Annotated in this window: 10 protein-coding genes; 4 read left to right on the top strand and 6 right to left on the bottom strand. The window is 46.5% G+C overall.

Annotated features, from left to right (window positions below):
• Window positions 1–527 precede the first annotated feature (527 nt).
• The 4 genes from J8N69_RS14190 to J8N69_RS14175 all read left to right on the top strand — a co-directional run bounded on the left by J8N69_RS14190 (window position 528) and on the right by J8N69_RS14175 (window position 4,834).
• A complete protein-coding gene (locus tag J8N69_RS14190) occupies window positions 528–1,823 on the top strand; it encodes an ABC transporter substrate-binding protein (RefSeq protein ID WP_168823423.1) in 1,296 nt (431 codons plus the stop codon).
• A 70-nt stretch (window positions 1,824–1,893) separates the two neighbouring features.
• Entirely contained in the window at window positions 1,894–2,856 is a 963-nt protein-coding gene (locus J8N69_RS14185) for a carbohydrate ABC transporter permease (protein ID WP_168823421.1), read from the top strand.
• Between the two features lie 11 nt (window positions 2,857–2,867).
• Entirely contained in the window at window positions 2,868–3,695 is an 828-nt protein-coding gene (locus J8N69_RS14180) for a carbohydrate ABC transporter permease (protein WP_168823419.1), read from the top strand.
• A 32-nt stretch (window positions 3,696–3,727) separates the two neighbouring features.
• Window positions 3,728–4,834 carry an ABC transporter ATP-binding protein gene (locus J8N69_RS14175; RefSeq protein ID WP_168823417.1) on the top strand — a complete coding sequence of 369 codons (1,107 nt, stop codon included), beginning with the start codon at window positions 3,728–3,730 and terminating at the stop codon, window positions 4,832–4,834.
• 101 nt (window positions 4,835–4,935) lie between these two features.
• Here the strand turns inward: J8N69_RS14175 and J8N69_RS14170 are convergent, their stop codons facing one another.
• From J8N69_RS14170 to J8N69_RS14145, 6 genes are all read right to left on the bottom strand, one after another.
• Entirely contained in the window at window positions 4,936–6,012 is a 1,077-nt protein-coding gene (locus J8N69_RS14170) for an ABC transporter ATP-binding protein (protein WP_168823415.1), read from the bottom strand.
• Complete coding sequence (locus J8N69_RS14165) at window positions 6,012–7,004, bottom strand: glycoside hydrolase family protein (protein WP_168823413.1); 993 nt, start codon at window positions 7,002–7,004, stop codon at window positions 6,012–6,014. Before J8N69_RS14165 ends, J8N69_RS14170 begins: the two co-directional genes overlap by 1 nt.
• 17 nt (window positions 7,005–7,021) lie before the next feature.
• Window positions 7,022–7,900 carry a carbohydrate ABC transporter permease gene (locus tag J8N69_RS14160; RefSeq protein WP_168823411.1) on the bottom strand — a complete coding sequence of 293 codons (879 nt, stop codon included), beginning with the start codon at window positions 7,898–7,900 and terminating at the stop codon, window positions 7,022–7,024.
• The gene (locus J8N69_RS14155; RefSeq protein WP_168823409.1) at window positions 7,901–8,983 is read right to left on the bottom strand and encodes a carbohydrate ABC transporter permease; all 1,083 of its coding nucleotides are present in this window, start codon (window positions 8,981–8,983) and stop codon (window positions 7,901–7,903) included.
• Between the two features lie 163 nt (window positions 8,984–9,146).
• The gene (locus J8N69_RS14150; protein WP_168823407.1) at window positions 9,147–10,421 is read right to left on the bottom strand and encodes a sugar ABC transporter substrate-binding protein; all 1,275 of its coding nucleotides are present in this window, start codon (window positions 10,419–10,421) and stop codon (window positions 9,147–9,149) included.
• Window positions 10,422–10,536: 115 nt separating this feature from the next.
• Window positions 10,537–11,589, bottom strand: a complete 1,053-nt coding sequence (locus tag J8N69_RS14145; RefSeq protein ID WP_168823406.1) for a LacI family DNA-binding transcriptional regulator — start codon at window positions 11,587–11,589, stop codon at window positions 10,537–10,539.
• Window positions 11,590–11,707 lie beyond the last annotated feature (118 nt).

Below are 11,707 nucleotides of genomic sequence, written 5' to 3'. Positions count from 1 at the left end.
ATATTGCACTATAGAAAGCATTCAATCGTTAGATGAATGAAACCTTTTTTCCCACATGGGGCATGAAATTAAAATTATGTAATATTGCATTCCAGCTATGTTATTTCACACACAAAAAGCCAATCACCTTTTCACCGTTTTGTCTTCAAAAACGTCTAACCACTTTTATCACAATTGCTTAGAGCACCGTCATAAACAAAAAATACTATTTTAAATCATAACCTTAAAAAAATAACGCTCACCATAAAATACCACTCTCCATGAAGCACCCCGCTCAATCAACAAATAAGTGAACTTGATTATCAAATTTCATAATTGAGCAAATTGGGATATGCGGCAATGATCGAGCCAGTAAAATTCAGTATTAAGCGATTGTCGCGGACAAATCACTTAATACTATCTTAACGACTTAATAGTTTAATTTATTAAGTTTAAAGAAGCATGGTTATTTAAACATAACCATCGGGATATTTCGTTTTAAAAGAGTAAAAGTACGATCACATTAATAATAAAAAAGGACGTTCTTTATGCGTTACCAAAATACCAAAACGCTTCATAAGCTTGAAAGAAACTGGAAAAAAGTCGTTTACCCCATGGCCATTGCAGCGTCATTAACCACGTCGTTCACTTGGGCGGACACCACGATTCGTATGCTTCATCTTGAAGCCGATCCGAAGGTTGTCTCTGTTTGGGAACAAGTGGCACATGACTACGAAAAAGCCAATCCAGGCCAGACCATCAAATTGGAATATTTAGAAAACGAGGCCTTCAAGCAAAAGTTACCGACGCTTCTTCAATCGGAGCAACGTCCGGATATTTTCTACAGCTGGGGCGGCGGCAATTTTCAAACTCGCGTGGATGCGGGATTACTGAAAGATGTCAGCAAAGAGATGGAAGACGTTAAATCCAAATTTTCAGACGTCAGCTTTAATGCGTTTAATTACCAAGGAAAGCAATACGGCCTTCCCTACATGGTGAGCCAAGTGGGCTTTTGGTACAACAAAAGCTTATTCCAACAAGCGGGCGTCGATGCCGATCAAGTGGTCACTTGGGATGACTTCTTAGGCGCCATCAAAAAACTCCAAGCGGCGGGGATTACTCCCATCACCACCGCGGGCGGTGATAAGTGGCCAGTGCAATTTTATTGGGCGTTACTCACCATGCGCCAAGCGGGCCAACAAGGTATTCAAGACGCTATTGATAAAAAAGAACCGGCATTTGCAGGCGAAGACTTTATTAAAGCGGGTGAAGAGCTAAAACGTTTGGTCGATTTAAAACCGTTTCAATCGGGTCATTTAGCGGCGTCATTTGGTGATTCATCGGGTAACTTTGGTGATGGTAAATCCGCCATGCAGCTCATGGGGGATTGGAACTATTTATTCCAAGCGCAGCAATCCATCAGTGGCAAAGGCGTTGGTGATGACAACCTAGGTTGGATGAACTTCCCGGTTCTAAAAGATGGCAAAGGCAAGGCAACTGATACGCTGGGTGGCATTGCTGGCTGGGTTCTCACCTCTGAAGCAAGCCCCGAAGCCGTTCAATGGTTAAAGTACTTTTCTAATATCGAGATGCAGAAACACTTAGCCAGCATCAACATGATTATTCCTGTGGTGAAAGGCGCCGATGTGGCCATTGAGAACCCCTTTAAAAAGCGTATTGCGCAAAACATCGCCAATTCTTCTTGGCATCAATTGTTTTATGATCAAGCCTTTGGTGCCAATGTAGGCAGTGTTGTCAACGATGTGTCGGCGGGTATTCTCGGCGGTGCGTTGTCCCCTCAAGAAGCGGCCGAACAAGTACAAGAAGCGTGGGAATTTGAGTAACGCTGAATAAGCTTGAATCGACCAATACAGCCAACCCAAGTTGGCTGTTCTACTCTTCACGAGGCTTACTATGAGTAATAACGTCACCCCTGAGAAGCGCGTCAAGGTTGCTTCAAACCAAAGCGCGGCGTCAAACCAAAGCGTCTCACGTTGGTTTAAAAAAAATAATCACGGCAACCGTTTACTGACGTTAGTGTTATTTTTACCCCCCGCTCTATTGCTGTTTACTATTTTTGTTATTTTGCCGATTGGCGAAGCGGGTTACTACAGCCTATTCCGCTGGAATGGCTATGGTGAACCGACGAAATGGGTAGAATTTGGTAACTATACTCGTCTGTTTAAACACAGCGCTTTCGATACCGCGGTATGGAACACGCTGAAGATCATTCTCATTTCAATTGTTATTCAGTTGCCCTTAGCGCTGATCATTGCCCTGTCTATTTATAAAAAAAGCTGGACCAATAGCCTATTCCGCTTAATTTTCTTTTTGCCTTATATCTTGGCAGAAGTGGCGGCAGGCCTTATTTGGCGCTTTGTGTTTGATGGCGATTACGGTGTGATGTCGAGCTTTACGGAAGCCTTGAATACCGACTCTTGGTACATATTAGCCGATAATAATTGGGCCTTTGTGGCCATTCTTGTGGTGCTTGTTTGGAAGTATTTTGGCTTTCATATGATGATTTACATTGCCGCACTGCAAGGCGTGCCTAAAGACCTGATCGAAGCCAGCAAGCTCGATGGCGCCAGCCGCTTTCAAGCTATTTGGTATGTAAAAATCCCACTGATTATATCGGGAATCACCATATCCATCTTTTTCAGTATCTTAGGGGCGCTACAAACCTTTGATTTAATCATGCCGCTTACCGGTGGTGGTCCTTCTAACAGTACTCACACATTGGTTTCCTACCTCTATACCTTTGGTATTACCAGAATGAATGTCGGTTTTGGTAGTGCCGTGGGTGTGGTGTTGTTTATTTGCTGTGTGATCTTCGCCTTCACTTACCAAAGCACCATGATGAAAGATAAAAAATAAAGGAGCACCCTATGTTTGCAATGCGAAAAATACCTTGGGGAAAATATATCTTCCTCATGCTGGTCGCTGGTTTTGTGCTAGTGCCGATGTTTGCCACTGTGCTGGGTGGCTTTAAAAGCCTAGGAGAATTACGCACCAACCCATTTGGTTTGCCAGAGGTGTGGGAATTTGAATATTACGCACAAGTGTTTGCCGATGGCTCTATTTGGCAGCTGATGAAGAACTCACTGATTATTGCGTTTTTCTCGGTATTGCTTACTTTGATCATCGGCACCATGACCGCGTTTACTTTCTCGCATATTAAGTTTGCGGGTTATAAATACCTCTACAACTACTTCTTGATTGGCATGATGTTCCCCGCTGCGGCCGCGATTTTACCGCTGTTCTTGAAGATTCGAGACCTCGGCTTACTGGATAGTCTGTCTGGCGTTGTCATTCCACAAGTGGCCTTTGGCTTAGGCTTTAGCATTTTGTTATTTAGAACGTTTTTTGAGCAGCTGCCTTCTGAGCTCTTTGATGCCGCTCGTGTTGATGGTTGCAGCTACATCAAGTTTTACTGGCATGTCATTCTGCCGCTCTCCACGCCCATACTCGCCACCGTCGGTGTCTTTGTCTTGGTCGCCAGCTGGAACAACTACTTACTGCCCTTGCTGGTACTGAACACCGAGCAACAGTACCCCTGGACGCTGGGCATCATGCAATATCGCGGCGAATACGGCATCGAATGGAACCGCATCCTTGCCTATGTCACCGTTACCATCACCCCGGCCATCGTATTTTTCTTGTTTGCGCAAAAATACATTGTTGAAGGCTTAACTGGCGGTGCCGTAAAAGGCTAACCCAACTAAATAGAATAATAAGGAAGAATCCCGTGGCGTCTGTTGAATTTAAACATATTGAAAAAGTCTATCCTGGTAATGTACACACGGTTAAAGACTTCAATTTAACCATCAATGACGGTGAGTTCATTGTGTTTTTAGGTCCCTCTGGGTGCGGTAAATCGACGACTTTGCGCATGCTCGCTGGCCTAGAAGACATTTCTGGTGGCGAAATTCTCATTAATAACAAAGTAGTAAACGAGCTCGAGCCAATCGAACGCGATATCGCGATGGTGTTTCAAAGCTACGCGCTTTATCCGCACATGACGGTTTACCAAAACATTGCGTTTGCGTTGAAACTCGCAGGATTAAAAAAGGAGCAAATAGAGGAAAAAGTGCGCCCGGTTGCCGATATGCTGCAACTAACCCCTTTGCTGGATCGCAAGCCAAAGGCGCTTTCTGGTGGGCAGCGTCAGCGTGTCGCCATGGGGCGTGCCATGGTACGAACGCCCGAGGTATTTTTATTCGACGAACCGCTCTCCAACCTCGATGCCAAACTGCGTAATTCAATGCGAACCGAGATCAAAACGCTGCATAAAAAAATGAAAAAAACCACCATCTACGTGACCCACGACCAAGTCGAAGCCATGACACTGGCTGATCGTATCGTCATATTACGTGATGGCAACGTAGAGCAAGTCGGCACACCAAGAGAGATTTACCACTCTCCAGCGAATAAGTTTGTCGCGGGCTTTATTGGCAGCCCAGCGATGAACTTTATCCCGGTGGAATTAACCAAAGAAGAAGGCTGGCATGTCGATATCGCCGGACAAAAACTCCATTTACTCGGTGATATTGATGGCCAGCAAAGCGGTACAAAAGCCACCCTCGGCATTCGCCCTTGCGACATTCACATCACACCAGACTTACTCACCAACCCACTCGTCATAAAAGGCAAGGTCGAAAACCTAGAACTATTGGGATCAACCATACAACTTACCAGCCGACTAGGAGACAACCAGATTACGGTTGAAGCATCGTCTAGCCACATGGTTAACGAAGGTGAATTGACCCATTTCTACATTGATGAATCGCGCCTGCACCTGTTCAGCGACCAATCTGGGCTGTCCATCTACAAACCGAAAGTCGTGACTGAATAACGGATTAATGTATAACGGATTAATGAAGGGCAGATCGATAAATAAATGAGCAAGCTCTCAGATCGAGAGCTTGCTCAAACCCGTTCAAGCGTTAAAAGCCGCTAAGACTCGTTGCTCACAAAAACATGCGCCCGTTCTGGCTCAAAAGACAAGCTAATGGCTTCGCCTAGCGGAAAGACTTGATCCTGACCGATGGCAGCAATGACTTTTTTGCCATCGGCTAGGCTGACATCCAGTACGGTTTCAGTGCCAAGACGTTCTGTCAGTGACACATTGCCATGCAGGCAGCCTTTTACATCACCCTGTTGCGGTTGCAAGTATTGCGGACGAATGCCCAGTTCAACCTTTTGCCCGACACGCACTACTTGCTCAACTCGGGGTAATACCACAGGATCAAGTACCGCAGACCCTACTGTCATAGTGTTATCTTCTATTGCCAGAACGTCAGCGTCGATGAAGTTCATCGATGGGGAGCCAAGAAAGCCCGCCACAAAGCGGTTTGCAGGGTGATGAAACAGCTCCATTGGCGTGCCTATTTGCTGCACTTCCCCTTCTTTTAAGACGACAATTTTGTCCGCTAAGGTCATGGCTTCTACCTGATCATGGGTCACGTAGATCATGGTTGCACCGAGTTTTTTATGCAGTTTGGCTATTTCCATGCGCATGTCCATACGCAGTGCCGCATCCAAATTAGACAAGGGTTCATCGAATAAAAACACCTTCGGGTTGCGCACAATGGCGCGCCCAATGGCAACACGCTGACGCTGCCCTCCCGAAAGCTGACTCGGACGGCGCTCTAAAAGGTGCTCCATTTGTAAAACCTTCGCAGCATCATTAACTTGCTGATCTTTTTCTTGCTTTGAAATGCCCGCAATGGTCAATCCAAAGGCCATATTTTCCCGCACCGTCATGTGAGGGAAAATAGCATAAGATTGAAAAACCATCGCAATGCTGCGGTCTTTGGGTTGCAGATGATTAACGACCTTGCCATCAATCGAAAGCGTGCCATCGGTAATGTCTTCAAGGCCTGCGATCATGCGCAGCAAGGTGGATTTACCACAACCCGATGGCCCAACAAATACCGTGAACTCGCCGTCTTTGATATCGATGTCCACGCCCTTGATAATGTCAGTTTTGTCGTAGCGCTTTACCAGCGCTTTTAATGTCACATCGGCCATTAGTCATTATCCTTTTTATTGTCTTTGACGATTAATAAACCCGCCGCATCGACCTCTATCGCCACAGGGTCGAGAATTTCGCCCACAAAGCCCTGTTGGTCTTGATCATGAAAACCAATGATGCAATGGCCTTGTTCGGTTTCGAGGATTCTTGCCGCATAACGATGGCAAGGGTTGTCGCCATCAAGAAAGGTGCCGGGCGCAACTTGCCAAGGGCCCGTTGGACTGTCGGCGACAAGATAATGGTTGCCGGTGACTAACTTGCCTGCTTGACTGGCGGTATAAGCCTCGCTCCAATGTTGGCTAGAGGTACAAAACAAACAGTACCAACGTTCACCAATCGCAAAGACTTGTGGCACTTCTAATTGACCAAAGCTGCCGACAAACACAGGAGGCTGCAAGGCCCAATCGTATAAGTTATCTGAGGTGGCAAAACCAATTGCGCCACCCGCGTTGGCTTCATCGACGCCCGGTGCTCTGGCGGTAAAAAACATCAGCCAGCCATCGCCATTGGGGTCTTTCATTACCCAAGGATCGCGCATGGCTCTATCATGCCAAAAGCCCTTTTGATGCTGATCTTCGTAGTGAGCGGCGTTCTCGCCCACTAAATCCAAACATAAGCCATCGCCCACCCGTTCCCAGTGGTGTAAATCTGTGCTGGTAGCATGACCAACACGCTGATAAAGGCTGCCTTCTGCTAAACAGGTGCCAGTGTAAAATAAATGATACAAACCCGATTCATCACACACGACATTTCCAGTCCATGTGGTCGAATCGTCCCAAGCAGGCGATGGCGCAGGGGCAAAACAGGTGCCTTGATGTTGCCAATGCACTAGGTCTGTTGACGTCGCGTGGCCTTGACTAACATTTAAATGGCGTCGCTCTGGATCAATCAATGCCTTATCGGCTTTTAAAAAATAGCCATGCCATGTGTCGCCATCACGAAAATACCAACTGTCCCAAATCCACTGATCTTTTAATGCGATTGTCATTATATAACTCCTAAAAATTAACCCTTGACGCCGGTTGAGGCAATAGAGGCGATAAAAGCTCGCTGTAATACCAAATAGAAAGCTAGCACTGGCAAAGTGATCAGCGTTAAGTACGCCATCACCTCTCCCCATGCGGTATTGAGCTGGAAAAAATACTGTAAGCCGACCAACACAGGCCGATATTGTTCTTGCTGGGTGACCATAATGGGCCACAAGTACTGGTTGTACATGACGAGAAACTTCAGAATCGCGGCGGTGGCAATAATCGGTCCAGACAGTGGCATGACAATGCGCCAATACACCTGCCACCAGCTACTCCCCTCAACACGAGCCGCTTCAATCAGCTCCCGCGGAAGATCTTTAAAGTACTGAGTAAACAAGAAAATGGTTAAACCATCGGCGATAAAAGGAACCACCTGTACCCGATAACTATTCAACCATCCCCAGGTCAGGCCGTCTAAGCCAATCCAAGGCAATTTAGACACCATGAGCAGCATGGGAATAGCAATGGTCTCAAAAGGCACAATCAAGGTCGCCAAGATGATAGAAAACACCACGCCTTTTCCGCGCCAATTTAGATAGACAAAGGAAAACCCCGCCAGGGAGCAAAAAAACAAACTCAGCACCACAGTCACCGCCGTGACCAAAAGCGAGTTCATCATAAAGAGGAGGATAGGAGCCCGCTCAAAAGCGCCGTAATAATTCGCTAAGCTGATCTCGCCAACCGGTAAAAAAGCCCGCAAAGACGCGGTATCCGCCAAGAGCTGGTGATCCGGCTTGAGCGAAGACACCAGCATAAAAATCAGTGGAAAAATAAAGATTAAAGCGATTAATGACAGCACGGTGTAACGCACTACCAAGCGAAGTCGATGATGGTCTGTTGTATTATGAGACATCTATTTTTTCTCCCGTGTGAAATAACGCTGTAGCAAGGAAATGCTCAATACCATGACAAACAACACCACAGAAATAGCCGATCCCCCGGAAATGTCTTGCTTGCCATAACCTCGTTCAACCGCTTGGAATACAATGGTTTGAGTGCTATCCAACGGCCCGCCACTGGTCATCACATCAATCTGCGCAAACAAAGCAAACGCCTGCATAGTGATCACGATCAACACCAAAACAGCGGTATTTTTAAGGCCGGGCCACGTCACATAACGGAAGGTTTGCCAGCTAGAGGCACCTTCGATTTTGGCCGCCTCGTACAAGGTCGGAGAAATGGTTTGTAAACCCGATAACCAGATCACCATGTGAAAGCCGATCGCCTGCCAAATGGACATGGCCATGATGGAACCAAGCGCGGTATCTGGGTTGCCAAGCCAATCCACCGGCGCAAGATGACCCAATGACACGGTGTGCAATAAATTATTGAGCAAGCCATTTTGGCCGTCGTAAATAAAGCGCCAAAGAATCGACACCACGACGATGGACACCACCACCGGCATAAAATAAATGGCCCGATAAACATTGATGCCTTTTAGCCGCTGATTAATTAACAAGGCGAGCGCCAAGGCTAATGCCCCTTGCAATGGCGCCACCACCAAGACGAACAAAAAGGTATTCACCACGGCTTTCATAAACACGGGATCACTCGCCAAAATAGCGACTTTTTTATCTTGCCATTGCCACGTAAACCACTCTTTCATGCCTTGCAAATGCGCATAATCTGGATTATTTCGAGTATAAGTGCGTATCCGTGGATAGCTCAGATTGCCGTCAGCATCTTGTTTTCGTTCACCTGTCGCAGTGATCACGGGTTCGAGTACGAGTATGTTAACGCTCAACAATTGTTGATAATTTTCTAAACCGACAAATTGCGTCGGGTTAGGCGAAATCAAACGTTGGTTTGTCATGGAAAACACAATAGCGAACACAAAGGGCACGACAATAAACAGCATCATCAAACCAAAGCCCGGCAGTGCAAACAGCCAGCCGCTACGGTTGTGTTGGGTAAGAGTTGAAGCATTTTTTTGCATAGTTGAATTGCCTTTAGGGCGGTTAGTCCATCATGGCTTCTGAAGAGCGCTCATTCGCCACACTCTCCAGAAGCCATTTCATCTTGCCTGAGACCAGTCACTTGAGGCTTAAGTCACTTGAGGCTTAAGTCACTTGAGGCTTAAGTCACTGAGGCTTATAGGCTTAATGGCCGTAACCTAGATTACGGCGAATATCGTTATTGATTTCATCCGCAGCGTTATCCAGCGTGTCGATGACATCGGCGCCATCGGCAATATCGGCTAAGGCTTTCTCAAACACTTTAGCGGCCACCACATAACCCGGTGTCACAGGGCGAAGTACCGCTTGTTGTGCCGATAATTCAAAGAAAGTGGCCATAGGCGAGCCTTCTTGATAATACTGACTGGCGTCGGCCGCTGCCTTAGTCGGCGGAATTAAACCAATCGCATCCGAAAAAGCCGTCAAATAACGATCTTGTGAGGCAAACTGAATAAAGTCCGCCGCGCCTTGAGGATGTGACGTGCTCGAAGAAACCCCAAACTGCCAACTGGACGCCCCCATTTTTGGTCCATGACCGAAATCAGGCGCGGGCAAAAACAACACATCGTCACCAAACGCCTTTAACATATTTAAAGCGATCCAGTTGCCGTTCCATTGAATCGCATACTTACCATCGATTAGCCCCGTTTCACGGTCGGCCGTATCTTGTGAATTGCCTGGGCTGTAGCCTTGTTGGAAGAGCATTTGCCACCATTCGCCAAACGCAATGGCCGCATCGCCATTTAACACCCCTTCGGCGGTTTGATAGGTATCACGGTCAATAATGTCACCACCAAAACTTTGTAAGAAAGGACTAAAAGCATAAGGAAACCATTCCCCTTTCCACGCCAAACCGGGGTCAAATGGATAATCGTATTGGCCTGTTTGCTTTAAGGTCTCAAGCGCCGCATTAAACTCGTTTAAGGTCCAAGGCTGCGCCAAGGTTGGAATGCGAATGTTGGCTTCCACTAGGGTCGATTTGCGAGAGATCATGGCGACACCCGCATCCCACAGCCCTAATGAATAAAGCTGACCATCCCAGTAGCCTTTTGTACCGGGCAAAAAGTCTTCAATCGAAGCGCTGTCGATATTTAAAGGTTGTAAATAACCGGCCCAAGCCCAATTAGGCATAACAGGGCCGTCCACATCCAGAATATCGGGCAAATTGCCAGCCAGAGCGGCGGCAATAACAGAATCGTTATAAGACTCTTGTGGAAAGCCTTGCAAAGTCACCTTCCACTCAGATTGACTTTTATTAAAATCGTCTACCATGCTATCAATGATTTTGGCTTCTACTGGATTGCCCGCACCGTGATACCACAACGATAAATCGGTTGCCGCCAAGCCATTTATTGCGCCCATACTCAATAAAGGAATAGTCGAAACCAACAGTACGTTTTTCATTATTTTTGTTTTCATCGTTAACGTCTCCAAGGGGGTTTAGATGAAATGACATCGATGTCATTTCTGGTCAAATTAAAAAGACGCTAGCGCCTTTTTAAACTAAACAAATCTTTAAACTATTAATTCTGAATCACTCACTACTATTATGAGGCACCACCGAATGACGCCAGACAACAGGACTGGCAACATAACTGGGCGTTGCTTGTGATCGATATTGCTTCGCATCAATCTGCTTGAGCAGCAGTGTTGCCGCTTCCATGCCAATTTCACGATACGCCAAATCCACCGTGGTTAATGATGGGTATAGGCTCTCTGTAATCGCCAAATAATTATCATAACCCGCCACAGATAAGTCTTCTGGAATGCGGATACCACGAGAACGCAATATCCCATAAAGCTTCAAGGCCATTTTATCGTTACCACAACAAATCACGGAAGGCGGCTGGTCCAGTGCTAATAAATGATCAACAGCGCGCTCTAGTAACGCTTTGTTATCCACCTGTTCAAGCGTGTCTGCACACATAATTAACGCGTCATCAACCTCGATACCCGCCTCTTTTAAAGCATTACAATAACCTTTTGTGCGCAAATCGGTGGCCACCATACTTTTATCTAGGCCTAAATAAGCAACGCGTCGATGACCTGCCAAGAGAATCTGCTTGACCAAATGGTATTGCCCCCACTCATCGTCTGGTACGACGGCGGGGGTTTGCTGACCATCAAAACAGTTCGCTAATACAATCGCCATATCTGTGCTATGTGCTGGCAAGCTCACTTGCTGATGGTGATCGGCAACGTAAATAATGCCTTCCACTCGATGCTCTTGAAAGGTACGAATTAAATGCTCTACTCGCTGGCTATCATCACCGGTATCCGCAATCAGCAATGTTTTGCTCGATGCTTGAATAACCGTTTGAATGCCTTGCACAATAAACAAATCAGGTAACCCCGTTGGGCCCGCTGCGGCGTTATGGGAGATTGCCCCCGTTATCACACCAATCAAACCCGACTTGTTAGAACGCATGGCTCTTGCCGCGGTACTGGGCACATAGCCTAACTTATCAATCGCTGCCTGCACTTTTAAACGTGTTGCCTTGCCAACCGGCGCATCATTATTGAGCACCCTAGAAACCGTCTTAGGCGACACATTAGCAACTTCAGCAACATCGTAAATCGTAGACATTTCATTTCAACTTATAAATGACATCGATGTCATATTAATATTTGGTTAAAAAAAGTCAAGCGTAATCTTGCTATATAGGTTTCATATGTCAGGAATTTTTTGTCATGCAGGCAAGGGT

Origin of the sequence: Marinomonas profundi, assembly GCF_020694005.1 — a bacterium.
Lineage (GTDB): Bacteria > Pseudomonadota > Gammaproteobacteria > Pseudomonadales > Marinomonadaceae > Marinomonas > Marinomonas profundi.
The sequence above is the reverse complement of the archived record's forward strand: the minus strand, read 5'-3'. Positions and strand labels throughout refer to the sequence as shown.

Bases quoted from the DNA above. Each gene is read 5' to 3' on its own strand.
- J8N69_RS14190 (WP_168823423.1), top strand. From the start codon at position 528: ATGCGTTACCAAAATACCAAAACGCTTCATAAGCTTGAAAGAAACTGG.
- J8N69_RS14185 (WP_168823421.1), top strand. From the start codon at position 1,894: ATGAGTAATAACGTCACCCCTGAGAAGCGCGTCAAGGTTGCTTCAAAC.
- J8N69_RS14180 (WP_168823419.1), top strand. From the start codon at position 2,868: ATGTTTGCAATGCGAAAAATACCTTGGGGAAAATATATCTTCCTCATG.
- J8N69_RS14170 (WP_168823415.1), bottom strand. From the start codon at position 6,012: ATGGCCGATGTGACATTAAAAGCGCTGGTAAAGCGCTACGACAAAACT.
- J8N69_RS14165 (WP_168823413.1), bottom strand. From the start codon at position 7,004: ATGACAATCGCATTAAAAGATCAGTGGATTTGGGACAGTTGGTATTTT.
- J8N69_RS14160 (WP_168823411.1), bottom strand. From the start codon at position 7,900: ATGTCTCATAATACAACAGACCATCATCGACTTCGCTTGGTAGTGCGT.
- J8N69_RS14155 (WP_168823409.1), bottom strand. From the start codon at position 8,983: ATGCAAAAAAATGCTTCAACTCTTACCCAACACAACCGTAGCGGCTGG.
- J8N69_RS14150 (WP_168823407.1), bottom strand. From the start codon at position 10,421: ATGAAAACAAAAATAATGAAAAACGTACTGTTGGTTTCGACTATTCCT.
- J8N69_RS14145 (WP_168823406.1), bottom strand. From the start codon at position 11,589: ATGTCTACGATTTACGATGTTGCTGAAGTTGCTAATGTGTCGCCTAAG.